Raw genomic sequence first — 23626 nt, forward strand, 5'->3', positions numbered from 1 at the left:
ACAGCGGAGGGTGGGCGCAGTGATCTTCTCCCGGAAGCGGGCCGACGAGGCGCGTGACAATGGGGTCCTCGACGCCGAGGAGACCCCGTCGGCGCCGGACCGCGGCCCGTACGACGTCAGCGAGGCGCCGGACGCGCCTCGCCTCGACCTGGGCAGCCTGCAGATCCCGGCGGTGCCGGACGTCGAGGTGCGGGTCCAGGCCGACCCGCAGGGCGTGATCCAGCAGGTCGTGCTCGTGCACGGGCAGAACGCGCTCCAGCTCGGCGTCTTCGCCGCGCCCCGGTCCGAGGGCATCTGGGACGAGGTGCGCGAGGAGATCCGCCAGTCGCTCGTGAACGACGGCGCGACCGCCCGGGAGGTCGAGGGCGAGCACGGGCCCGAGCTGCGCGCCCGCGTGGGTACCCCGGACGGGCCGACCGACCTGCGGTTCGTCGGCATCGACGGCCCGCGCTGGATGGTGCGTGGCGTCTTCCAGGGCGCGGCCGCCACCGACCCGGCCGCGGCCGGCCCGCTCGCGGCCTGCCTGGACGGCCTGGTCGTCGACCGCGGGCAGGAGGCCAAGCCGGTGCGCGAGCCGCTGCCGCTGCGGCTGCCCCGCGAGGTCGCCGAGCAGCAGGCCGCCGACCAGCAGGAGGTCTGAGCCACACGTGCCCGGGCCCGGCGCCGATCGGCGCCGGGCCCGCGCCGTGTCCGGTTCGCCGGCGGCGGTACGCGCGACACGCCGCTCCCGCCGGCGGGCCACACCGGCGTACGCTGGCGGGACGGTTCCGCCGCCCGCGGGGCCCCGCTGTGGAGAGGGTGACGCGGAGGTCATGACGACCGACGAGAGCCGGGGGTCGCTGCGGCGGCTCCTGCACCGGCTCACCGCGAGCGAGGCCGAGATCGAGGCGCAGGAGCTGCGCCGGGAGAGCGCCGAGTCCGGCGGCACGCCCGCCCACCAGTGCAACAGGGGTCAGGTGGTGTCGGTGGCCGGAAGGCTGCGTACCGTCGTCTACACGCCCCGCACGAACCTGCCCACGCTGGAGGCCGACCTCTACGACGGCAACGACGTGGTGACGCTGGTCTGGCTGGGCCGCCGGCACATCGCCGGGATCGAGCCGGGCCGGCACCTGACCGCGCGCGGCCGGGTGGCGGTGCGTGACGACCGCAAGGTGATCTACAACCCGTACTACGAGCTGGAGTCGCCGAAGTGACGACCGGACAGCAGCACACCCCGTCGGGCCTCGGCCCGCAGGACGAGGAGCGGCTGCCCAGCCTCGCCGAGCAGATGGCCGACCAGCTCGGCGGATGGCGCGGGCTGGTCGAGTCGAGCATCCCGGTGGTGGTCTTCGTGATCGCCAACGTGATCGGCGAGCTGCGCCCCGCGGTGTACGCCTCGGTGGCGGTGGCGCTGCTGATCGCCGGGCTGCGGCTGGCCCAGCGCAAGCCGGTGCGGCACGCCGTCAACGGGCTGTTCGGCGTCGGCATCGGCGCGTTGCTGGCGCTGCGCACCGGCGACGAGCGCGACTTCTACCTGCCGGGCATCCTCTACGGCATCGGGTACGGCCTGGCGCTGCTGCTGTCGGCCGCGATCCGGCAGCCGTTGGTCGGCTGGATCTGGTCGGTGCTGGTGGCCAAGGGCCGCTCCGAGTGGCGCGACGACCCCAAGCTGGTCCGCACCTTCACCCAGCTCACCGTGCTCTGGGGCGTGGTGTGGCTGGCCAAGGTCGGCGTACAGGCCGGGCTCTACCTGGCCCACCAGGACACCGCGCTCGGCGTGGCCCGGCTCGCCCTGGGCTACCCGCCGTACGCGCTGCTGCTGCTGATCACGGTGTGGGTGGTGCGCCGGGTCACCCGGGAGACCGCGCCCACCCCGCTACCCGGCTCCTGAGGCCGCCTCAGGCGCGGTCGCGGTGCCGGTCCGCGCTGGCCGGGCCGAGGATGACCGTCCGCACGTCGTCCTCCACCGCGGTGGTGCAGACGAACACCAGCTCGTCGCCGGCCTCGATCGGGTCGTCCGGGGTGGGCACCAGCACCCGCTTGCCGCGCACGATCGCCACCAGCGCCGCGTCCCGGGGGATCGGCACCGCGTGGATCGGCTGCCCCACGTAGGGCGCTGTCGGCGGCAACGTGATCTCGACCAGGTTCGCCTCGCCCTGGCGGAACGTCATCAGCCGGACCAGGTCGCCGACGGTGACCGCCTCCTCGACCAGCGCCGCCATCACCCGCGGCTTGCTCACCGCGACGTCCACGCCCCACTGCTCGGTGAACAGCCACTCGTTCTCCGCCCGGTTGACCCGGGCGACCACGCGGGGCACCGCGAACTCGGTCTTGGCCAGCAGCGACACCACCAGGTTGACCTTGTCGTCGCCGGTGGCGGCCACCACCACGTCGCACCCGGCCACGTCGGCCTCCTCCAGGCTGGCCAGCTCGCACGCGTCGGCGAGCACCCAGTCGGCGGCCGGCACCCGGTCGGGCCGCAGCATCTTCGGCTGCCGCTCGATCAGCATCACCTGGTGGCCGTTGTCGATCAGCTCCTGGGCGATCGAGCGGCCCACGTTGCCGGCGCCGGCGATGGCGATCCGCATGGCTCAGTGCCCCCCTTCCGGCGGCGCCGCCGCCACCGACGTGACCGGGCCGTTGATGTCGTCGGTCACCAGCATGTAGACCTGGTCGCCCTCCTGGATCACCGTGGAGGTGGTGGGCAGGGTGCCGATCCCGAACCGGTTCAGGTAGGCCACCCGGGCGCCGACGGCCTGCTCCAGCTGCCGCAGCGGCCGGCCGATCCAGTCCTTGTGCACCGGAACCTCGATGATCGAGACGGTGCTCGTCGGGTCGCGGAAGATCTCCACGTTGCCCTCGGGGACCAGGTGGCGCAGCATCCGGTCGGCGGTCCACCGGACGGTCGCCACGGTCGGGATGCCGAGCCGCTCGTAGACCTGGGCGCGGCGCTGGTCGTAGATGCGGGCGGCGACCCGGGACACGCCGAACGTCTCCCGCGCCAGCCGGGCCGAGATGATGTTGGAGTTGTCGCCGCTGGACACCGCCGCGAACGCGTCGGCCCGCTCGATGCCGGCCTGGCGCAGCACCTCGCCGTCGAAGCCCGCACCGGTGACCGTGATGCCGGCGAAGTCCGGCCCGAGACGGCGGAACGCGTCCGCGTCCTGGTCGATCACCGCCACCGAGTGCCCACGCGACTCCAGGCTGTGGGCCAGGGTCGACCCGACCCGGCCGCAGCCCATGATCACCACATGCACGGTGTCCGCTCCTCCCACGGCGCCGCCCGCCGACCCGTCGCCTGCGAGCCTGCCACGTCCTCCCACGGGACGGGGGACCGAACCGTACCGCGCGGCCGCACGCGGGGGAGATCGACCACCCCCGCGCCCCGGACCCGGTGGTCGTACGCTTGGCGGTTGTGGCCCGACCCACCTCGCTGCTGAAGCGACTCCTCCTCGGTCGACCGTTCCGGTCCGACCGCCTCCAGCACACCCTGCTGCCGAAGCGCATCGCGCTGCCGGTCTTCGCCTCGGATGCGCTCTCCAGCGTGGCGTACGCCCCGGACGAGATCCTCCTGACGCTGTCCATCGCCGGTGCCTCGGCGTTCTTCTTCTCGCCGTGGGTGGCGCTCGCGGTCGTCGTGGTCATGCTGACCGTGGTGGCGAGCTACCGGCAGAACGTGCACGCCTACCCCTCCGGCGGCGGCGACTACGAGGTGGCGACGGTCAACCTCGGTCCCAAGGCCGGCCTGGCGGTGGCGAGCGCGCTGCTCGTCGACTACGTGCTCACCGTCGCCGTCTCGGTCTCCTCCGGCGTGGCGAACCTCGGCTCGGTGGTGCCGTTCGTGGCGACCCACAAGGTGCTCATCGCGGTCAGCGCGGTGGTGCTGCTCACCGCGATCAACCTGCGCGGCCTGCGCGAGTCCGGCACCGCCTTCGCCATCCCCACGTACGGCTTCGTGATCGTGATCGGCGGCATGCTGCTGACCGGGCTGGTCCGCATCTTCGTGCTCGGCGACGACCTGCGCGCGCCGAGCGCCGGCCTGGAGATCCAGGCCGAGCACAGCGTCACCGGGTTCGCGCTGGTGTTCCTGCTGCTGCGCACGTTCTCCTCCGGCTGCGCCGCGCTCACCGGCGTGGAGGCGATCTCCAACGGCGTACCGGCGTTCAAGAGCCCGAAGTCGAAGAACGCGGCGACCACGCTGCTGCTGCTCGGCGGCATCGCGGTGGCGATGCTGGTCGGCATCATCTGGCTGGCCCGCCTCACCGGCCTGCAGTTCGTCGAGGACCCGGGCAGGCAGATCGTCTCCGGCCCGGACGGGTACGTGCAGAAGACGGTCACCACCCAGCTCGGCGAGACCGTGTTCGGCGGCGGCTCGGTGCTGCTCTACGTGGTCGCCGGGATGACCGCGCTGATCCTGTTCCTGGCCGCCAACACCGCCTTCAACGGCTTCCCGGTGCTCGGCTCGATCCTCGCGCAGGACCGCTACCTGCCCCGCCAGCTGCACACCCGCGGCGACCGGCTGGCGTTCTCCAACGGCATCCTCTTCCTGGCCGTCTTCGCGATCGTGCTGATCGTCGGTTTCCAGGCCGAGGTGACGAAGCTCATCCAGCTCTACATCGTCGGGGTGTTCGTCTCGTTCACGCTCTCCCAGGCCGGCATGATCCGGCACTGGAACCGGCACCTGCGCCGCGAGCGCGACCCGGAGGCGCGCCGGCGGATGATCCGCTCCCGGGCGATCAACACGTTCGGCATGGTCATGACCGGCGTCGTGCTGATCATCGTGCTGGCCACGAAGTTCCTGCTCGGGGCGTGGATCGCGATCGTCGCGATGGCCGTGATGTACGTGGTGATGCTCGGCATCCGCCGGCACTACGACCGGATCGCCGAGGAACTGGAACCGACCGAGCAGCGCGGCGTCCTGCCGGCCCGCAACCACGCCATCGTGCTGGTCAGCAAGCTGCACAAGCCGACGCTGCGGGCCGTCGCGTACGCCCGGGCCACCCGGCCGGACACGCTCACCGCCGTCACCGTGAACGTGGACGAGCAGGACACCCGCGATCTCCAGGCCGACTGGGAGCGCCGCGAGCTGCCGGTGCCGCTCACCGTGATCGACTCCCCGTACCGGGAGATCACCCGCCCGATCCTCAACTTCGTCGCGTCGGTGCGCCGGGAGTCGCCGCGCGACGTGGTCACCGTCTTCATCCCCGAGTACGTGGTGGGCCGCTGGTGGGAGAACCTTCTGCACAACCAGAGCGCGCTGCGGCTCAAGGGGCGGCTGCTGTTCGAGCCGGGCGTGATGGTGACCAGCGTGCCGTGGCAGCTCGCGTCCACCGCCAGCAAGAACCTGGACCGGCTGGACGCCACGTTGAGCCGGGGACCGGCGCGCGGCCCCCGGGTGGCACCGCAGAGCACGCTGCCGCCGCCGGTGGCGTCCACGCCGTCCGCGCCCTCCGCCGAACGGGAGGAGCGATTGTGAGCGCCGACGAGCGTCCCGTTCCTGTGCCGACGGCGCAGCGGCCCGGGCTGGAGGAGGCCGAGCGGGTCGAGCTGACAGTCGACGCGGTCGCGCCGGGCGGGCACTGCGTGGCCCGCGTCGGCGGGCAGGTGGTCTTCGTCCGGCACGCGCTGCCCGGCGAGCGGGTGGTCGCCGAGGTGACCGAGCTGCACCGGGGCTTCGCCCGCGCCGACGCGGTGGAGATCCTGGACGCCGCACCGGACCGGGTCACCCCGCCGTGCCCGTACGCCCGGCCGGGCCGGTGCGGCGGCTGCGACCTCCAGCACGTCGCCCCGGCCGCCCAGCTCGACTGGAAGCTCGCAGTGGTGCGTGAGCAGCTCACCCGGCTGGGGGGACTCACCGCGGAGCAGATCGACGCGCTCGGCGTCCACGTCGAGGCGCTGCCCGGCGGGCCGCTGGGCTGGCGCTCCCGGGTCCGCTACGCGGTCGACGCGGCCGGCCGGGCCGGGCTGCTCAAGCACCGCTCGCACGAGGTGGTGCCGATCGACAGGTGCCTGATCGCGCACCCGGCGATCCAGGACCTGCCGGTGCTACCGCCCACCGGTGCCCGCTGGCCCGACGCCGACGCGGTGGAGACGGTCGCCAGCACCGGCGGGGACGTCGCCGTGGTCGCGTACACCGATGGGGTTCCGACGGCGGTGAGCGGGCCGGAGCGGGTCCGGGAGACGGCGGCCGGGCGGTCCTTCACGCTGCCCGCCTCCGGGTTCTGGCAGGTGCACCCGGCCGCGGCGGACGCGCTGACCGGCGCGGTCCTCGACCTGCTCGACCCGCGGCCCGGTGAGACGGCCTGGGACCTGTACGGCGGGGCCGGCCTGTTCGCCGCCGCGCTCGCCGAACGGGTCGACGGGGCCCGGGTGACGCTCGTCGAGTCGGCGCCGGACGGGGTGGCCGCGGCCCGGCAGAACCTGGCCGACCTGCGCGCCGTCGAGGTGGTCGCCGCGCGGGTGGAGGCGGCGCTGTCCCGGCGCCGGATCACCGGACCGGTCGACCTCGTGGTGCTCGACCCGCCGCGCTCCGGCGCGGGCGCGCCGGTGGTCCGTGCGGTGGCGGGCGCCGGGCCGCGCGCTGTCGCCTACGTGGCCTGCGACCCGGCCGCGTTCGCCCGGGACGTGCGCACGTTCGCCCAGGAGGGCTGGCGGCTGGCCGCGCTGCGCGGCTTCGACCTGTTCCCGATGACCCAGCACGTGGAGCTGGTGGGCCTGTTCCTGCCTGGCTAGCCTGACCCGATGAAGATCGTCGGGCTGATGTCGGGCACCTCCTACGACGGGGTGGACGTGGTGGCCGCCGAGTTCACCGCCGACGGCGACACGCTGCGGCTGCGCCCGCTCGGGCACCGCGAGCTGGCGTACCCGGACGACCTGCGGGCCGAGATCGCCGCGCTGCTGCCCCCGGCGGCCACCACGATCGAGGCGGTCTGCCGGCTGGACAACCGGCTCGGCGAGGTGTTCGCCGAGGCGGCCGCGGCCGGCGTCGAGCTGGCCGGGGGCACCGCCGACGCGGTCGTGTCGCCCGGGCAGACGGTCTTCCACTGGGTCGAGGACGGCCGGGTGCGCGGCACGCTCCAGCTCGGCGCGCCGGCCCGGGTGGCCGCCCGGGTGGGCGTACCGGTGCTGCACGACCTGCGCTCGGCGGACGTCGCCGCCGGCGGCCAGGGCGCGCCGCTGGTCCCGGCGTTCGACGCGCTGCTGCTCGACCCGGCCGCTGGTGCTGCACCCCGCGCCGCGTTGAACCTCGGCGGGATCGCGAACCTGACGGTGGTCGCGCCCGGCGCCCCCGTCCTCGGGTACGACGTGGGCCCGGCCAACGCGCTGCTGGACGCCGCCGCCCGGCGTTTCCTGGACCGGCCGTGCGACGCCGACGGCGCCCGCGCCGCTGCCGGGCGGGTGCACGAGGCGCTGCTGGCCCGGCTGCTCGCCGAGCCGTACTACGCCGCGCCGCCGCCCAAGTCGACCGGTAAGGAGCTGTTCCACGGTGGCTACCTGGACGCCGCGCTGACCGGGCTGGGCGAGCCGGTGGCCGCCGACGACGTGCTGGCCACGCTCACCGAGCTGACCGCCCGCACGGTGGCCGACGCCTGCGACCGGCACCGGGTCACCGAGGTGGTGGCCGCCGGCGGGGGAGTGCGCAATCCCACACTCCGGGCACGGCTGGCTGCCCTGGGTGCGGGACGCTGGCGGCTGCGCACCACCGACGAGCTGGGCGTACCGGCCCAGGCCAAGGAGGCGTACGCGTTCGCGCTGCTGGGCTGGCTGTCCTGGCACGGGCTGCCGGGCGCGGTGCCCTCGGTGACCGGGGCGTCCCGGGCCGCCGTGCTCGGCTCCTGGACCCCGGCGGGCCCGTCCGTCACAGCGCCCCGCCCACCCGCGCCCCGGCGGCTGGTGGTCGACGCCTGACCTGGGTCGATGCACGGCCGGGCTGCGGACTGTTCCGCGGCCGATAGACTCTCCGGTCATGAGTGTTGAAGAGGGCACGGCCAACCACGGTCGGCTGCTGGGCACCGTCCGCGGCCCGCAGGACGTGAAGCGGATGACCGCCGAGCAGCTGGACATCCTCGCCGCCGAGATCCGTGACTTCCTGATCGCCAAGGTCTCCCGCACCGGCGGCCACGTCGGCCCCAACCTCGGTGTGGTCGAGCTGACCCTGGCGATGCACCGGGTCTTCGACTCCCCGCGTGACCGGCTCCTCTTCGACACCGGCCACCAGGCGTACGTGCACAAGATCCTCACCGGCCGGCAGGAGGGCTTCGACAAGCTCCGCCAGCGTGGTGGCCTCTCCGGCTACCCCAGCCAGGCGGAGAGCGAGCACGACCTGATCGAGAACTCGCACGCCTCGACCGCCCTGTCGTACGCCGACGGCCTCGCGAAGGCGTACGCGCTGCGCGGCGAGAAGCGCTCGGTGGTCGCCGTGGTCGGCGACGGCGCGCTCACCGGCGGCATGTGCTGGGAGGCGTTGAACAACATCGCGACCGCCGGCAACCCGCTGGTGATCGTCGTCAACGACAACGGCCGGTCCTACTCGCCGACCATCGGCGGCCTCGCCGACCATCTGTCGTCGCTGCGGCTCAACCCCGGCTACGAGAAGGTGCTCGACACGGTCAAGGACGCGCTGGGCAACACGCCGTTCGTCGGCAAGCCGATGTACGAGGTGCTGCATGCGGTCAAGAAGGGCATCAAGGACGCGGTCGCCCCGCAGGCCATGTTCGAGGACCTCGGCATCAAGTACGTCGGCCCGGTCGACGGCCACGACGTGCCGGCGGTCGAGGCGGCACTGCGCGCCGCGAAGAACTTCGGCGGCCCGGTGATCGTGCACGCGGTCACCCGCAAGGGCTACGGCTACCGCCCCGCCGAGGACGACGAGGCCGACTGCCTGCACGGCCCCGGCGCGTTCGACGCCGAGACCGGCAAGCTGCTCGCCGTGCCGTCGGTGAAGTGGACGAACGTCTTCGCCGACGAGCTGGTCGCGATCGCCGACGAGCGCCCCGACGTGGTCGGCATCACCGCCGCCATGGCCGAGCCCACCGGCATCGCCACGCTCGCCCGCAAGTACCCGGAGCGGGTGTACGACGTGGGCATCGCCGAGCAGCACGCCGCCACCTCCGCCGCCGGCCTGGCGATGGGCGGGCTGCACCCGGTCGTGGCGGTCTACGCCACGTTCCTCAACCGCGCGTTCGACCAGGTCCTGCTGGACGTGGCCATGCACAAGCTGCCCGTCACGTTCGTGCTGGACCGGGCCGGCATCACCGGCCCGGACGGGCCCAGCCACTACGGCATCTGGGACATGTCGGTCTTCGGTGTGGTGCCCGGCCTGCGGATCGCCGCGCCCCGCGACTCGGCCACGCTGCGCGAGGAGCTGCGCGAGGCGGTCGCCGTGGACGACGGCCCGACCATCCTGCGCTTCCCGACCGGCACCGTCGCCGCCGACCTGCCGGCGGTACGCCGGGTCGGCCCGGTCGACGTGCTGGCCGAGTCGGCGCGTACCGACGTACTGCTGGTAGCGGTCGGCTCGTTCGCCGGCCTCGGCGTCGAGGTCGCCGCCCGGGTCGCCGAGCAGGGCTACGGCGTGACTGTGGTCGACCCGCGCTGGGTGCGCCCGGTGCCGGCCGAACTGGTCGAGCTGGCGTCCGCGCACCGGCTCGTGGTCACCGTGGAGGACGGCGTACGCATCGGTGGCGTCGGTTCCGCGCTCGCCCAGGCGATGCGCGACGCCGACGTCCGCGTACCGGTCAAGGACATGGGCGTACCGGCCGACTGGCACCCGCACGGCACCCGCGCGCAGATCCTGGCCGATCTGCGGCTGACCGCGCAGGACGTGGCGCGCGACGTCACCGGCTGGATCTCCGGCCTGGACGCCGCCCCGGTGGACCCGGCCACGAACGGAGCCCGGGCCCAGAGCTGAGCCACCGCCCCGCCTGACTCGTCGATCTTGCACTTGCGGCCCTCCTGATGTCGGTTTCGCCCGATAAAGGAGGGCCGCAACCGCAAGATCGCGGGGTGTCTGGGGTCGAGGGAGGGTGTTGTGGAGATTCGCGAGGCTGGGTTGGGGGATCTCTCGGGGATCGTCGGGCTGCACAGCCGGGCGCGGGTGGCCTACTACGGGGCCGGTGGGCTGCCGGTCGGGGAGATCCTCACTCCGGAGCTGGCCCGGGAGCAGCGGGAGGGCTGGGCGGCGGCGATCAGCTCGGCGCACAAGCGGGTGCGAGTCGCCATCGTGGACGGCGCCCTGGCCGGTGTGCTGGCCGTGGGGCCGCCGCACTCGTCCGACCTGGATCCGCGGACGACGGCGCAGCTCTACCAGATCCACGTCGACCCGCAGCGCTGGAGCCGAGGCGTGGGCAGTGCGCTGCACGCGCTGTTCGTGCGTCACCTGGCGGACGAGGGGCTGGTGCTGGGCGTGCTGGAGGTGTGGGAGCGCAACACCCGGGCTCGCGCGTTCTACACCCGCCACGGCTGGCGCCCCGACGGCACCTCCCGCCCCGGCCCAGCCGAGACCCCCTACCTGGGCATGCAGCTCAGCCCCCGTTGACCCGGTGGGGTGATCATGAGGTTGGCGGTGGTTCGTGTCCGGTTTGTCGCGGTCAACTTCATGATCGACGGGGTGGGCCGACCACGGGGGCCGGTCAGGGGGTGGGGAGGGAGCGGTACCAGGTCTTCTCGGTGCCGGCCAGGCTGAACGTCTGCCTCTGGTCGGTGTGCTCCACCACCACCAGGCCGGGACGGTCCACCAGACGCGTCGTGCCGGGCGGGGCGGAGAACGAGGCGTCCCGGGTACGCCAGGACAGCACCGCCAGCGGCCGGCCCGGCATCGGCAGGTGGTACGCCTGAAGCGTGGTGGACCGGTCGGCGGGGGAGACCACCGGGGTGCCGCCGTCGGCGGGCCGGTAGACCACCGCCGTCATGGTCGCGCCCGGCGTCTCCCAGCTGAGCTGCTCCAACTCGCCCGGCTCCCCGTCACCGAGGGCCACCGAACCGAGCGAACGCGTCGCGATCTTCGCCATCGGCCAGGACTCCGGCGCGGAGCGGGGCGCCTCCCGGTCGCCGATGCGGCGCGGCACACTGCCGAACGGGCCCCGCTCACCGGCGAGCACACAGGTGTCCAGCCCGGTCAGCGCGCGCTTCCCGGCACCCGTCTCGTCGCGTACCAGGGGGTAGCGGGGCGCTTCGGTGGCCGTACCCAGGTCGAGGACGCGGTCCGCGGCCCGGCCGCGCGGCAGCGACGGCGTGGCCCGCAGCGTCGCGGTCAGTTCGACGGCCCGGCAGGCCGGTACGGCGACCGGGTCGCTGACGCCGTCGGTGCCGCCGAGCACCTTGCCGTCGGGGCCGGTCAGGCGTTCGACGCGGGCCGAGGTGAGGTAGCGGCGGCCGGACGGCTCCCGCACCGGCAGCACGTCGGAGTAGACCAGGTAGCCGGGGTCGGTGTACTCGGTGGCGTGGACGACCCGCCAGCGCTGCCCGTCCCGGTCGAGTTGCAGCAGCCACGAGGCGGCGTCACCGGGCACGTCGGCGGCGACCAGCGCGAGCGCCGACCCGGCGACCTGACCGGAGAAGAGGATGCCGGACGTGGGCACGTGCACCCGGTCGTCCACCGGGGAGCGCCAGTCGCGTACCGCTGTGGTGATCGCGGCGGTGGCCGCGGCGTCGCGGGCCAGGCTGCCGCGCGGCGGCCACACCGCGAGGGTGCCGTCCAGACTGTCGTAGCCGACCCGCAGGTCCGCCGGCCGCCGCTCGGCGACCGGTCCGCAACCGGCCGTGACCAGCAGCAGAGCTGCCAGTGCGATGCCCGTCGTAGCGCCTCGGCGGGCTGAAAGCACCCTGATCCCCTCGCCGGTCGTCGGTCGGAAGCCCACATGGTACGAGACGGCCGGTCACCCGGCCGCGCCCGGCTCACCCTTTCGGCCGATCGGCCACTGCGGAACGTGACGGGCGATTCGGGTACCAATATCCGGCTCCGGTAGACTCCGCCGACTGTGACGCCTGCCGAGACCCGCGGCGCCTCGACGCCGGACGCCGCCGCACCGACGGGCCACCGCGCCGTCACCCTGGACCCACCATCGGTCACCATCACCGCCGAGCCGGAGCCGGCGACCACCACCCCGCCCGAAGCGCCGGCCGAGCCGGAGGCGCCGGGCGCACGGCGCGCGCGCCGGTGGCGGTGGACGCGCCGCCGGATCGACCTCACCGTGTACGGCGGATTCCTGCTCGCCGCGATCTGGGTCACCAGCGGCATCTGGGTCGACCCGGCCGGGCGGGTCGCCGCGCTCTACAGCAGCGACCCGGCGCAGGTGCAGTTCTTCCTGGCCCACTCGGTACGGGTGGTGCTGCACGGCGAGTTCCCGTTCTTCACCGAGCAGTTCAACTACCCCGACGGCGTGAACCTGATGGCGAACACCGCCATCCTGGCGCTCGGCATCCCGATGGTGCCGGTGACCCTCCTGTTCGGACCGGCGGTCTCCTTCGTCACGCTGGTCACGCTCGGCCTGGCCGGCACCGCCGCCGCCTGGTACCGGGTGCTGTCCCGGCACCTGATCCGGCACCGCCCGGCCGCCGCCGTGGCGGCCTGGTTCTGCGGCTTCTCACCGGCCATGCTGTCGCACGCCAACTGGCACCCGAACATCATCAGCCAGTTCCTGCTGCCGTTCATCGTGTGGCGGGTGCTGGTGCTGACCCGGTCAGCCCGGCCGGTCCGCGACGGCGTGCTGCTGGCGCTGCTGGTCACCGCGCAGGCGTTCATCAACGAGGAGATCCTGCTCTTCACCGCGCTCGCGCTGGGCGTGTTCCTGATCGCCGTGGTGGTGCAGCAGCGGGAGCGGTGGAGCACCGCGTGGCGACCGCTCGGCGCCGGGCTGGCGGTCTGCGCGGCGCTGGCCGGGGCGCTGCTGGCGTACCCGCTGTGGGTGCAGTTCGCCGGCCCGATGGCGTACCACGGGCTCAGCGACGCGGTGCGCGACTACGGCAACGACATCGCCGCGTTCTTCGCCCCCGGCTCGCCCACGTTCGGCGGCAACGAGCGCGCCAACGTCAACCTCGCGCCGAACTACTCGGAGGAGAACGCGTTCTTCGGCTGGAGCCTGTCGCTGCTCGTCGTGGGCATCGTGGTGTGGCTGCGGCGGGACGTGATCGTCCGCGCGCTCGCCGCCACCGGGCTGTTCTTCGCCGTGCTCTCCCTCGGCGAGCGGATCTCCTGGTGGGACCGGGAGATCGCCACCGGCCCGTGGGAGCTGCTGGTACGGCTGCCGCTGCTCGACGCCGTGGTGCCGACCCGATTCGGCCTGATCACCGGCGTGACGGTGGCGATCCTGCTCGCGTACGCGGTCCGGCGCGCCTGGGCGCTGCGCGGCGTGGACCGGCGGACCGCCCGCAAGCTCACCGCCGCGGGCCTGGTCCTCGCGCTGCTGCCGATCGCGCCGATGCCGTTGCAGGTCACCACGCGGGAGCCGGTGCCGGAGTTCATCACCGCCGACAGGTGGCGCAAGTACGTCGGTCCGGATCAGACGCTCGTCTCCGTGCCGGTGCCCGCGATGGGCAACACCGACCCGATGCGCTGGGCGGCCAGCACCAACCTCGACTTCAAGATCCCCGGCGGCTACTTCCTCGCGCCGCGCAACGGCGTCACCGGCGACCCCGGGCGCTTCGGCGGCCGCCCCAGCGGCATCGGCGAGATGCTGCGGGAGGTATCGTCCACCGGCCGCACGCCGAAGCTGGACGACCGCCAGCGGCGCCGCTACCTGGACGAGCTGCGGCACTGGAACGCGGCGGTGGTGGTGCTGCCGCGCGACGAGCAGAACGCCGAGCCGCTGCGCCGCACCGTGGAGCAGCTGGTCGGCCCCGGACGGCAGGAGCTGGACGTGTGGCTGTGGGACGTGCGGAAACTGACCAGCCGGTCCGCCTGACCGAACCGGCGGTCCCCGCCCCCGCGCCCCGCCGCCGCCGGCCCCGCCCGGTCGACGTGCTGGTGGTGGCCGGCTACCTCGGTCTCGCCGTCCTGCTCACCACCGGCCAGTGGCGCCGGCCGGAACGGCTGTTCCACCAGGCCGGCGACCAGATGCTGTTCGAGTGGATGCTGGCCCGGGCCGCCCGCGCGGTCACCGGCGGCGAGAACCCGCTGTACAGCGGCGCGCTGAACGCCCCGGACGGGGTGAACCTGATGGCGAACACGTCGGTGCTCGGACTGGGCGTGCCGCTCACCCCGGTCACCGTCGTCTTCGGCTCCCAGGCGGCCTTCCTCGTCGCCGTGACGCTCAGCCTCGCCGGCACCGCCACCGCCTGGTACGCGCTGCTCGCCCGCCGGCTGGTCCGCTCCCGGGCCGCCGCCGCGGTGGGCGGCCTGTTCTGCGGCTTCGCCCCGGGCATGGTGGCGCAGGCCGGGGCGCACCTGCACATGGCCGCGCAGTTCCTGGTGCCGGTGATCCTCGCGCTGGTGTTCCGCCCGGCCGGCGATCGGGTCCGGCGCGACGGCGTGCTGCTCGGGCTCGCCGTCGCGTACCAGGTGTTCCTCGGCGAGGAGGTGCTGGTCTTCCTGGCGCTCGCAGCCGGGGTGTTCGCCGGGGCGTACGCGCTCGCCGACCGGGCCGCCGCCCGCCGCCTGGCACCGGTGGTGGCCCGCCGGCTGGGCGTCGGCGCGCTGGTGGCGGGCGTGCTGCTGGCGTACCCCCTGTGGTTCCAGTTCGCCGGGCCGGGCCACTACCGGGGGATGCCGTTCCACACCGAGGGCTACCGGCTGGACGTGGTCTCGTTCGTCACCACCGCCCGGCAGAGCGTCGTCGGGGACGCCCGCCGGGCCGGGCTGCTGTCGCCGAACCCGACCGAGCAGAACTCGTTCTTCGGCCCGTTCCTGCCGCTGCTGGCCGTCCTCGTGGTGGTGCGGCTGTGGCGGCGGCCGCTGGTGCGCGCGCTCGCCGCGTGCGGCCTGCTGTTCGCGCTGCTGTCGCTCGGTTCCCCGATGGTGGTGAACCGGCACGACACCGGGCTGCCCGGCCCGTACCGTCTGCTCGCCGGGGTGCCGCTGCTGGACCTGGTGGTGCCGGCGCGGTTCGCGCTGGTCTGCGTACCGGTGCTCGGGGTGCTGCTGGCGCTCGCGCTGGACCGGGTCCGGCACGGCGGCGTCCGCACCTGGGCGCCGTGGGCCGGCGCGGTCGCCGCGGCGCTGCTGCCGCTGGCGCCGACGCCGATCCGCACGGTGCCGGTCGCGCCGGTCCCGGCCGTGGTGTCCGGCGGCGGCTGGCGGGAGTACGTGCCGGCGGGCCGGACGCTGGTGCCGGTGCCGCCGGTGACCGGGGCGGCGGTCAGCCCCGCCATGTTCTGGTCGGCGCGCACCGGGCTGGCGTTCGACGCGCCGGGCGGCTACTTCATCGGCCCGCGCTCGGCCGGCGACCCGGCGGCCCGCTGGGGCGCGCCGGACCGGCCCACGTCGCTGCTGCTGCGCCGGGCCGCCGAGACCGGCCGGGTGCCGCCGGTCGGCGAGACGGAACGCCGGCAGGCGGTCGACGACCTGCGGCACTGGCGCGCGGCGGCACTCGTGCAGGGCGACTCGTCACCCGGCGACCCGGTACGCGCCACAGTGGACCTGTTGGTCGGCCCCGGCCGGGACGTGCCCGGCGGACACCTGTGGGACGTCCGCCCGCTCGTCGGCTGACCGGCGCGGAGTCACACCCGGTCGCGGACGTCCCAGATCCACACGTCGTCGACCCGCTGCGGCGGGCCGAGCAGCTCGGCCATCAGGTCGCGCAGCACCGCCTCACGCGGGCCGGCCCCGAGCACCACCACCGAGGCCCGCCAGAAGCGCAGGTCGTCCACGGCTTGGCGGCGGTTCTCCTCGGTGATCTCCGGAACCTCGTTCGCGTCCATCGTGGAGTAGATGAGCGTGCTGGTGGGCCGGTTCGGAGCGCCGAACACGCCCTCGCCGCGCTCGTTCGGGCCGATGAAGTAGCCACCCGGGATCGGGAACTCGTGCCCGGTCAGCGCGCTCCAGCGCAGCGTGTGCAGCCCGTGGACGTTGCTCGGGATCGGCACCGGCACGAGCGTACGGCCCTCCGGCACGTACGGCCGCCAGCCGCCCGCGGTGATGAAGTGCGGCGGCGGGTCGATCCGCTCGGCCGGCAGCGGACGCGGGATCAGCGGCAGCACGGCGGCGGCGATGGCCACGAGCCCGGCCAGGCGCAGCACCCGGCGGCGCGTTTCGCGCGCGGCCGTCCCGCCGTCACCGTCGTCGTCTCCGCCGTCGTCGGCGCCGGAGCGGGGGGCGGGCACCGGCGGGCGGCCGGCACCGGCCAGCGCGTCCCACGCCAGGGCGAGCAGGACACCGACGGCGGCCACCACGACCAGGCTCAACCGCGTCGGCATCATCATCTCGACCAGCGGCAGGTCGTCCGGCACGTACGCCCACGGGCCGTCGATGTCGGTCTCCGCGCCGTTGAACCGGACGACCGGGCCGATCGAGGCGATCGTGAACAGCACCACCAGCGCGGCCAGGATCCGCGCCGGCACCGACCGGCGGACCAGCAGCACCAGCGCGGCCAGCGCCACCAGCACCAGCGGCCAGCCGAACCAGGTGTTCTGCTCGGTCAGCCCGATGGTCTTCTCCACCGCCTCGTCACCGGCGATCGTGTCCCGGGCGAACGTGACGAAGGCGACCAGGTCCTCGCCCCAGTTGTGGAAGACGCCGCCCTGCAACCCGCGGTAGGACTGCGGGCCGTTGAACTGGAACCAGATCGGGTACGCGGTCAGCAGCAGCGCCAGGCCGCCGCCGAGACCGAGCGCGGCCACGAACGACCCGGCCCGCTCGCGGGCCGCGCGGGGCCGCTGCACCGCGTACGCCACCACGACGACCAGGCAGGCCAGCGCGGTCAGCAGCAGCATCTCCTCGTTGATGAAGATCTGGTACGCGACCAGCAACCCGAGCGCCGGCCCGTTGCGCCGCCAGCGGCCCGGCTCGCCCAGCCGCAGCACCCGGGCCACGATCAGCGGCAGCAGGAAGTTCGACACGAAGTTGGGCTGGCCGTTGGCGTGGTGCACGATGCCCGGCGCGAAACCGAGGAACGCGCCGCCGACGAACGCCCCGGCCCGGGACCGGACCAGGTGCCGGGACAGCACCCAGTACGACGTTGCCGCGGTCGCGGACAGCGCGGCGCCCAGGTAGAGCGCGTACATCACCTGCGGGCCGAGCAGCAGCGTCAGCGGCGCCAGCGGCAGCGTCACCCCGAGCAGCGAGGTGTTCGCCATCATGTTCACCCCGTCCGGCGCGTTCTGCCGGGTGGTGAAAAGCGGGTTCTCCAGGTGCTGCACCGAGTACGCGCCGTGCGCGAACAGCCACTCGAACCAGCTGTGGTCGGTGGGCAGGTGCGAGGAGACCCGGTTCTCGACGTCGCCCCAGTAGTTGAGGCAGACGAGAACGCCGAGCAACACATAGGCTCCGATGGCCAGCACGTCGGCGCGGGCCGGCCGGCGACGTGCTCGGCGTGGCGGGTCGGCCACGACGGCGTCCGCCTCGACGGGCGAGGGGTTCAACGAGGGGTCCACCACGGGCACGGCCACGACGCGCCATCGTACAGGCGGTTCGTCACACGGCCGGTCACGGTCGGGCGGCGGCTCGGCGCGCGGGAGAGGATGGTCGTGACCGTCATCGATCTGGGGGAGCTGCGCGACGACGCACCGCCCGGCCCGGTGCCCCGCCCCCCGCGTGCCGTCGGACGGCCGTTCCGCCTTCTCGTGGTGCTGTTGGTGGCGTTGCTCACGCTCACCGCCGCGACGCCGCCGCGAGGTCCGGCCGAGTGGACGCTGCCCGGCGGGCTGGGATCGGCCGTGTTCGTCTCCGGCGACGTGGTGTACGTGGTACGGCCGGACCGCGCAGGCGCCGGCGGCGGGCGGGAACTCCTCGCGTACCGGGGCGACCGGGAGCGGTGGCGCAGCCCGCTACCCGGCGTGGGCACCGCCGTGTCGGTGTGGGAGCAGGACGACCGGGTGATCGTGGCCGGCCGGGGCGTCGACGACACGGACTGGCAGACAATCACGTACGACGCGGCCACCGGCGCGGACGTCTGGCGCCGGCCCGGGATCGCGTTCGCGGTGGGCCGGGTGCTGCTGATCCAGTCGGCCGCATCCGACACCACGACGTCGATCGGAGGGCTGGACCCGGCCGACGGCCGTACGGTGTGGACGGCGCCCATGACGGGCGCGCTGGGGTTCGACGCCGAGCCGGCCGGGCCGGTACGCATGGTGTTGTCCCCGGCGACCGGGGAGACGGTGGTCGTGGACGTGCGCACCGGCGCGCGGCTCGTGGCCCGCGACCTGTACCCGGTACGACGGCCCGGCCCGCGCCGGTTGCAGATCGCCCGCGGGCTGCTGCTGGAGTTCCGCGACGGCGACGGGGCCATCGAGGCGTACGACCTGGGCACGCTCCGGTCGCGCTGGACCGTCGCGCGGAAGCTCGTCGGCCACGTCGAGGGTTGCGGCGCCCTGCTCTGCGCCGTCGGGCCGGCCGGCGGGATGACCGCGCTCGACCCGGCGACCGGCGCCGTGCGCTGGAACGTGGACCGGTGGGCGGGCGTGGCGGCGGAGCGTGGCGGGCGGCTGCTCGTCGGCGTCCCCGACACCGCCAGCGACGACGGCCTGGCGGTGCTCGACCAGGACGACGGGCGGCTGATCGCCGACCTGGGCGGCTGGAGACCGGTCCCGCAGCACGAGTCGGGCGGGCCGCTGCTGGCGACACGGCCGCTGGGCGGCGGCAGACGGCTCCTGGCCGAGGTGGGACTGTCCGGCGATGCGCCCTCGATCCGGGGCGCGCTCACCGGCACCGACTGCACCACCGGCGTGACGCTTCTGGTCTGCCGCCGGCCCGGTGGCGACTACATGGTGCGGCGGCTGACGTGAGCCCGGTGATCGAGCTGGGGGAGATGCGGCACGGCGAGTCCGCCGACGAGCCGGTCGCCGCACCGCCCCGCCGGCCGCCGGGCCCCACCGCGCGGGTGGCGCTGCTCGGCTGCCTGGTGCTGCTCGTGGTCACCGCTGCCGCCGGGCCGCCGCGACGGCCCGAGCCGATCCGGGTGCCCGCCCCGCAGGGCGCGGCGTTCGTGGTCCTGCCGGACCGCGTGGTGGTGGCCGACGGCCCGGGCGCGATCGGCCGGGGTGGGCGGGTGGTCGCCGCGTACCGGCTGCCCGGTGGGGACCCGGCGTGGCGGTTCGCGCTGACCGACGGCGACCACGTGCTCGGCCTCACCGCAGTGGCCGGGGGACTGCTGGTGACGAGCAGCCCGGCCGGGGACGGCGACTCCGTGTCGGCGATGCTCGACCCGGCCACCGGCACGCTGCGCTGGCGGCAACCCGGCTACCCGGTCCGGACCGCGTCAGGCGGGCTGCTGCTGGAGAACCCCCGCCCGCCCGGTGCGGGCACAGTGCGGGCCGTGGACCCGGCCTCCGGCGAGGTGCGGTGGACGCTGCCCGTACCCGGCCAGGAGGTGGGGTACCGCCGCGACGACCACGGGGTGACGCAACTCGTGCTGGTCACCCCGCAGGGCCGGGTGACCGTGTACGACGCGGACTCCGGCGCGGTCGCGCACACCGGCCGGGTGGCGCCCGCGGCCGATCGCGCCGCCTACCGGTACGCGCAGGTCGTGGCCGACCTCCTGCTGGTCGAGGACGCCCGGGGCACTGTCACCGGGTACGGCCTGGACCGGCTCGACGAGCGGTGGAGCCTGCCGGTCGGCTCCCGCGCCGGGCTCTGGTTCGCCGACTGCGCCGGGATGGTGTGCCTGCGCGACCAGGTGGGCGGCGCGCAGGCCCTCGACCCGGCCACCGGCCGTCCGGCCTGGACGGACGAGCGCTGGCTGGGGATGGGACCGGTCGGCGACCGGCTCATCGCGGCCGAACGCGGCGTCGGGGAGGAACTGGAACTGTCGGCGCTGGACCCGCCGACCGGCCGCGTGCTGGCCCGGCTGGGCCGCTGGCGCGTCTCCGGCAACGACCTCCCGTCCGGGCCGCTGCTCGGGCTGCGCACGCTCACCGAGGACCGCACGCTGGTCGGCGCGCTCGACGTGGCGGCCGGGCAGGTGCGGATCCGGGGGATCCTGCCCGGCGCCTGGTCCGAGTGCGCGGACACGGGTACGCAACTGGTGTGCCTGCGCCCGACCGGTGGCATGGCGATCTGGCCGGCCGGGCGCTGATCACCAGTTGGCCTGCGCCGGGGCCGGCGGCAGCGGCGTCGACTCGGGCCGCAGCACGTACGCGATCCCGCCGCTGCCCACCTGCCAGGCGCGCTCGAACGGCGCGCGCGGCACGGTGCGGCGGACCCGCTCGTCGTCCGGCGCGTACGGGTCGTTCAGTACCGGGTCGCCGTCGGCGGTGAAACCGGCCAGCACCATGAGGTGTCCCCGGGTGTCGTAGTCCAGTCCGGGTACCTGACCGGCGGTGAACGCGGCCGAGACGATCAGCGGGATGCCGGCGGCCACGAACAGTTCCGCCTCGGCCAGCGAGCGCAGCCGGGTGACGAAGGCGTCCACCCCGTGCGTCGCCGCGTACGCGGTGTTGAACGGCCAGTTGCCCGGCCCGCCGTAGGCGTGGTCGTAGCAGTGCCGGGCGGCGTGCACCACCTGCGGGCGGGGGCCGGGCGGCGCCACCCAGGCGTACCGGTCCGGGGCGGGGCCGGCGTCCCAGAAGTCGAGCACCATCGACACGCAGGTGGGGCTGCACCAGGAGTCGCCGCCGCCACCCCAGCGGGTCTCCCCGGCGGCGTGCAGCCGCTGCGCGTAACGCGGCACGTCCAGCACCCGCCCCCACGCGCGCGCATCCCCGGCGCCCGTGGCCTCCGTGCCGGTGGGCGGGTCGGCCGAGGCGACCACGCCCACCGTGCGCAGCACCGGGCCGTCGGGCGCGTCGAGGCGGCGCAGCAGGGTCACCCGGACCTGCCAGCCGGTCACCGTCGCGCCGGTCACCCGCAGCGTGTCCGCGGCGACCCGCGCCCGGTCGTCCTCCTGCCCGGGTACCGAGGCGCGGTGCACGGCGCTGTCGTCGGCCCCCCAGTGGCCCAGGTCGTACCAGCCGGTGGTGGCAGTGCCGCCGGCCCAGCCGCGCAGCTCGACCCGCAGCCAGCAGCCGGGCGGGGTGTCGGCGATCCACGAGGGCACCAGCTCGGTGACGCCGAAGCCGGCGGACGTCACTGGGGAGGCCCAGGTGCCGGCCGCGTACTCGGCTGTGGTCCCGGAGTGCGGGTCGGTGTGCGCGACCGGGCCGGCCGCGCCGTCGGGCGTGAGCCCGTCCGGCCCGTCGCGCAGCCCGTCCACACGACCCAGGTCGCGGTCCGCCGGGAAGCGGAACCGGCGGTATGCGATGTCGCGGCCGGTCATCGGGAACCCGCCCGGCACGGACGTGGCAGCCGGCTGGAGTGCGTGTCGATCATCGCCGCCGAGCATCGCGTACCCGAAGGTTTTCTGCAACGGCCGCACGCGCCGGGGGCCGTAACCCACCGACCCGCCCCGCGGTCACGGACCGTGGTTGCAGCCCGACCCCGGCAGAGTCACCGCGCAGCGGTATCTCCGGCGCTGCGGAGCGGTCGGCTGTTTCCCCTGGTCAAGGCGATTCGAATCGACGGGGCGTTCGATGTGCCCTGTGGGCCTACATCACGGTGCGTGATACCACGCCGAATCGTCCTCGGTGTTACGGCGAGTGACAATCGTGATCCGCGTGCCGGTGGCCGTCGGCTCCTGCGGCTGCCGGTTTTGCCTGCCGCACTAGGTTGTCAGGGGTCACGAGGTGGGAGGCCGGGATGCGGGTACTGGTGGTCGAGGACGAGCGCAACCTCGCCGACGCGATCGCGCGCGGGCTGCGCAAGCGCGGCATGGCTGTGGACGTCGCCTACGACGGCGACGCCGGGCACGAGGCGGCGTTCGTCACCCGCTACGACGTGGTGATCCTGGACCGTGACCTGCCCGGCGTGCACGGCGACCGGATCTGCGCCGACCTGGCCACCTCCGGCGCGCTGACCCGGGTGCTGATGCTGACCGCCAGCGGCACCGTCGCCGACCGGGTGGAGGGGCTGCAGCTCGGCGCCGACGACTACCTGGCCAAGCCCTTCGCGTTCGACGAGCTGGTGGCCCGGGTGCAGGCGCTCGGCCGCCGCGCCACCCCGGCCGCGCCGCCGGTGCTGGAGGTGGCCGATCTGGTGCTCGACCCGGCCCGCCGGGTGGTGAGCCGGGGCGACGTGCCGCTCGACCTCACCAACAAGGAGTTCGGCGTGCTCGCCGAACTGCTCAAGGCGCGCGGCGCGGTGGTGTCCAGCGAGGAACTGCTGGAACGGGTGTGGGACGCCAACACCGACCCGTTCACCACTATCGTCCGGGTCACCGTGATGACACTGCGCAAGAAGCTCGGCGATCCGCCGCTCATCGACACGGTCGTGGGCGCGGGGTACCGCATCGGTGGGGTACGGCAGTGAGCGCGCCGGCCACGCGCCGGGTACGGCCGACGCTGCGGCTGCGGCTGACCCTGCTCAACGGCGTGCTGCTGGTCGGCGCCGGGGCGATCCTGGTGCTGCTGGCCTGGCTGCTGGTCCGCGACGCGCTGCGCCCCACCGACGAGCTGCTACCCGGCACCACAGTGGTGCTCAGCGACGGGCGCACCCTCGACGCCGGGGAGTGGCAGCGGCAGCTCGTCGACGCGGCGTCGCAGGAACTGCTGGTCAAGGGGCTGCTCGCGCTGGCGGCGATCAGCGTGGTCGGGGTGGCCGGGGCGTACCTGGTGGCCGGGCGGGCGCTGCGCCCGCTGCACCAGGTCACCGCCACCGCCCGCCGGCTCGGCGAGGCCACGCTCGACGAGCGGATCGGCTGGTCCGGCGCCGACGACGAGGTGGCCGAGCTGGCCGAGACGTTCGACGCGATGCTCGACCGGATCAGCGGCGCCTTCGAGGCGCAGAAACGGTTCGTCGCGAACGCCTCGCACGAGCTGCGGACGCCGCTGGCGGTGATGCGTACCGAAATCGACGTGACGCTCAGCGACGACGACGCCGACCTCGCCGAGTACCGCCGCATGGCCGGCGTGGTGCGCGACGCCTCGGAGCGCGCCAACGGCCTGGTCGACGCGCTGCTGGTCCTGGCGCGCAGCGAGGCACAGACCGGCCGGCGGCTGGGCCGGCGCGCCGAGTCGGACCTCGCCATCGGCACCGCCAACGCCCTCTCCGCGGTCTCCCGGGAGGTCGAGCGCATCGGCCTGAAGGTGCACACCTCGCTGCGCCCGGCGCCGGTGGTCGGCGACCCGGGCCTGCTCGACCGGCTCGCCGGCAACCTGGTGGAGAACGCGGTCCGCTACAACCACCTGCACGGCCGGATCTGGGTACGCACCGGCACCGACGGCGAGCGGTCCTGGCTGGTGGTGGGGAACACCGGCTTCGAGGTCGCCCCGGCCGACGTACCCGGGCTGTTCGAACCGTTCCGGCGCGGCGGCCAGGAACGCACCGGCGCGCGCGGCTCCGGTCTCGGCCTGTCGATCGTGCGCGCCGTCAGCGACGCGCACGGCGGCACGGTGAAGGCGGTCGCCCAGCCCGGCGGCGGCCTGGAAGTGACTGTCACGCTTCCGTCGGCCGACCCGGCGGCGGCCACCTGACCGCCGAGCCGGCCCGCCCGGCCGGTGAGACGGCCTCATCTTTTCGTGCGGG

At 74.5% G+C, this 23626-nt stretch carries 19 protein-coding genes; 14 read left to right on the plus strand and 5 right to left on the minus strand.

Going from position 1 to position 23626, the window contains the following annotated elements; translation table 11 throughout:
- Window positions 1–19: 19 nt before the first annotated feature.
- The 3 genes from O7611_RS06105 to O7611_RS06115 all read left to right on the plus strand — a co-directional run bounded on the left by O7611_RS06105 (window position 20) and on the right by O7611_RS06115 (window position 1870).
- Window positions 20–640, plus strand: coding sequence for a DUF3710 domain-containing protein (locus O7611_RS06105; protein WP_194803001.1), 621 nt, complete (start codon window positions 20–22; stop codon window positions 638–640).
- A 172-nt stretch (window positions 641–812) separates the two neighbouring features.
- On the plus strand, window positions 813–1193 hold the full coding sequence (locus O7611_RS06110; protein WP_013284795.1) for an OB-fold nucleic acid binding domain-containing protein: 381 nt from the start codon (window positions 813–815) through the stop codon (window positions 1191–1193).
- Window positions 1190–1870 (plus strand): DUF3159 domain-containing protein, encoded by a 681-nt coding sequence (locus O7611_RS06115; RefSeq protein ID WP_194803002.1) that lies wholly within the window; start codon window positions 1190–1192, stop codon window positions 1868–1870. Before O7611_RS06110 ends, O7611_RS06115 begins: the two co-directional genes overlap by 4 nt.
- Window positions 1871–1877: 7 nt before the next feature.
- Here the strand turns inward: O7611_RS06115 and O7611_RS06120 are convergent, their stop codons facing one another.
- Both O7611_RS06120 and O7611_RS06125 read right to left on the minus strand, forming a co-directional pair.
- Window positions 1878–2567 carry a potassium channel family protein gene (locus O7611_RS06120; protein ID WP_194803003.1) on the minus strand — a complete coding sequence of 230 codons (690 nt, stop codon included), beginning with the start codon at window positions 2565–2567 and terminating at the stop codon, window positions 1878–1880.
- Window positions 2568–2570: 3 nt separating this feature from the next.
- On the minus strand, window positions 2571–3236 hold the full coding sequence (locus O7611_RS06125) for a potassium channel family protein (protein WP_194803004.1): 666 nt from the start codon (window positions 3234–3236) through the stop codon (window positions 2571–2573).
- A gap of 158 nt (window positions 3237–3394) precedes the next feature.
- On the opposite strand from O7611_RS06125, the gene O7611_RS06130 reads away from it, so the two are divergent.
- The 5 genes from O7611_RS06130 to O7611_RS06150 all read left to right on the plus strand — a co-directional run bounded on the left by O7611_RS06130 (window position 3395) and on the right by O7611_RS06150 (window position 10516).
- Window positions 3395–5455 carry an APC family permease gene (locus O7611_RS06130; RefSeq protein ID WP_269696352.1) on the plus strand — a complete coding sequence of 687 codons (2061 nt, stop codon included), beginning with the start codon at window positions 3395–3397 and terminating at the stop codon, window positions 5453–5455.
- Window positions 5452–6711 carry a class I SAM-dependent RNA methyltransferase gene (locus O7611_RS06135; RefSeq protein ID WP_269696353.1) on the plus strand — a complete coding sequence of 420 codons (1260 nt, stop codon included), beginning with the start codon at window positions 5452–5454 and terminating at the stop codon, window positions 6709–6711. The genes O7611_RS06130 and O7611_RS06135 overlap by 4 nt, the downstream gene beginning before the upstream one ends.
- 9 nt (window positions 6712–6720) lie before the next feature.
- Window positions 6721–7887 (plus strand): anhydro-N-acetylmuramic acid kinase, encoded by a 1167-nt coding sequence (locus O7611_RS06140; protein WP_194803006.1) that lies wholly within the window; start codon window positions 6721–6723, stop codon window positions 7885–7887.
- 58 nt (window positions 7888–7945) lie between these two features.
- Complete coding sequence (gene dxs / locus O7611_RS06145; protein WP_194803007.1) at window positions 7946–9889, plus strand: 1-deoxy-D-xylulose-5-phosphate synthase; 1944 nt, start codon at window positions 7946–7948, stop codon at window positions 9887–9889.
- 120 nt (window positions 9890–10009) lie between these two features.
- Window positions 10010–10516, plus strand: a complete 507-nt coding sequence (locus O7611_RS06150) for a GNAT family N-acetyltransferase (RefSeq protein WP_269696354.1) — start codon at window positions 10010–10012, stop codon at window positions 10514–10516.
- A gap of 94 nt (window positions 10517–10610) precedes the next feature.
- Here O7611_RS06150 and O7611_RS06155 read toward each other — a convergent pair whose 3' ends face one another.
- Complete coding sequence (locus O7611_RS06155) at window positions 10611–11801, minus strand: hypothetical protein (RefSeq protein WP_194803008.1); 1191 nt, start codon at window positions 11799–11801, stop codon at window positions 10611–10613.
- Window positions 11802–12050: 249 nt separating this feature from the next.
- Between O7611_RS06155 and O7611_RS06160 the strand changes: the two genes are divergently transcribed.
- Window positions 12051–13880 (plus strand): hypothetical protein, encoded by a 1830-nt coding sequence (locus tag O7611_RS06160; protein WP_370585025.1) that lies wholly within the window; start codon window positions 12051–12053, stop codon window positions 13878–13880.
- Window positions 13838–15622, plus strand: a complete 1785-nt coding sequence (locus O7611_RS06165) for a hypothetical protein (protein WP_194803010.1) — start codon at window positions 13838–13840, stop codon at window positions 15620–15622. Before O7611_RS06160 ends, O7611_RS06165 begins: the two co-directional genes overlap by 43 nt.
- Before the next feature lie 11 nt (window positions 15623–15633).
- On the opposite strand, the gene O7611_RS06170 is transcribed toward O7611_RS06165, so the two are convergent.
- Complete coding sequence (locus tag O7611_RS06170) at window positions 15634–17520, minus strand: hypothetical protein (RefSeq protein WP_442929328.1); 1887 nt, start codon at window positions 17518–17520, stop codon at window positions 15634–15636.
- A gap of 72 nt (window positions 17521–17592) precedes the next feature.
- Here O7611_RS06170 and O7611_RS06175 point away from each other — a divergent pair, with 72 nt between their 5' ends.
- Both O7611_RS06175 and O7611_RS06180 read left to right on the plus strand, forming a co-directional pair.
- Entirely contained in the window at window positions 17593–18855 is a 1263-nt protein-coding gene (locus O7611_RS06175) for an outer membrane protein assembly factor BamB family protein (protein ID WP_269696356.1), read from the plus strand.
- Window positions 18852–20144 carry an outer membrane protein assembly factor BamB family protein gene (locus tag O7611_RS06180; RefSeq protein WP_194803012.1) on the plus strand — a complete coding sequence of 431 codons (1293 nt, stop codon included), beginning with the start codon at window positions 18852–18854 and terminating at the stop codon, window positions 20142–20144. Before O7611_RS06175 ends, O7611_RS06180 begins: the two co-directional genes overlap by 4 nt.
- Here the strand turns inward: O7611_RS06180 and O7611_RS06185 are convergent, their stop codons facing one another.
- Window positions 20145–21323 carry a peptidase C39 family protein gene (locus O7611_RS06185; RefSeq protein WP_269696357.1) on the minus strand — a complete coding sequence of 393 codons (1179 nt, stop codon included), beginning with the start codon at window positions 21321–21323 and terminating at the stop codon, window positions 20145–20147.
- 419 nt (window positions 21324–21742) lie between these two features.
- Between O7611_RS06185 and O7611_RS06190 the strand changes: the two genes are divergently transcribed.
- Both O7611_RS06190 and O7611_RS06195 read left to right on the plus strand, forming a co-directional pair.
- Complete coding sequence (locus O7611_RS06190) at window positions 21743–22411, plus strand: response regulator transcription factor (RefSeq protein WP_194803013.1); 669 nt, start codon at window positions 21743–21745, stop codon at window positions 22409–22411.
- Window positions 22408–23574 (plus strand): sensor histidine kinase, encoded by a 1167-nt coding sequence (locus tag O7611_RS06195; RefSeq protein ID WP_194803014.1) that lies wholly within the window; start codon window positions 22408–22410, stop codon window positions 23572–23574. The genes O7611_RS06190 and O7611_RS06195 overlap by 4 nt, the downstream gene beginning before the upstream one ends.
- Window positions 23575–23626 lie beyond the last annotated feature (52 nt).

This window comes from Micromonospora sp. WMMC273, from assembly GCF_027460285.1.
Lineage (GTDB): Bacteria > Actinomycetota > Actinomycetes > Mycobacteriales > Micromonosporaceae > Micromonospora > Micromonospora aurantiaca.

Coding starts and splice junctions, on each gene's coding strand:
- O7611_RS06140 (WP_194803006.1), top strand. CDS start 6,721: ATGAAGATCGTCGGGCTGATGTCGGGCACCTCCTACGACGGGGTGGAC.
- O7611_RS06175 (WP_269696356.1), top strand. CDS start 17,593: ATGGTCGTGACCGTCATCGATCTGGGGGAGCTGCGCGACGACGCACCG.
- O7611_RS06185 (WP_269696357.1), bottom strand. CDS start 21,323: ATGACCGGCCGCGACATCGCATACCGCCGGTTCCGCTTCCCGGCGGAC.
- O7611_RS06190 (WP_194803013.1), top strand. CDS start 21,743: ATGCGGGTACTGGTGGTCGAGGACGAGCGCAACCTCGCCGACGCGATC.
- O7611_RS06110 (WP_013284795.1), top strand. CDS start 813: ATGACGACCGACGAGAGCCGGGGGTCGCTGCGGCGGCTCCTGCACCGG.
- dxs (WP_194803007.1), top strand. CDS start 7,946: ATGAGTGTTGAAGAGGGCACGGCCAACCACGGTCGGCTGCTGGGCACC.
- O7611_RS06120 (WP_194803003.1), bottom strand. CDS start 2,567: ATGCGGATCGCCATCGCCGGCGCCGGCAACGTGGGCCGCTCGATCGCC.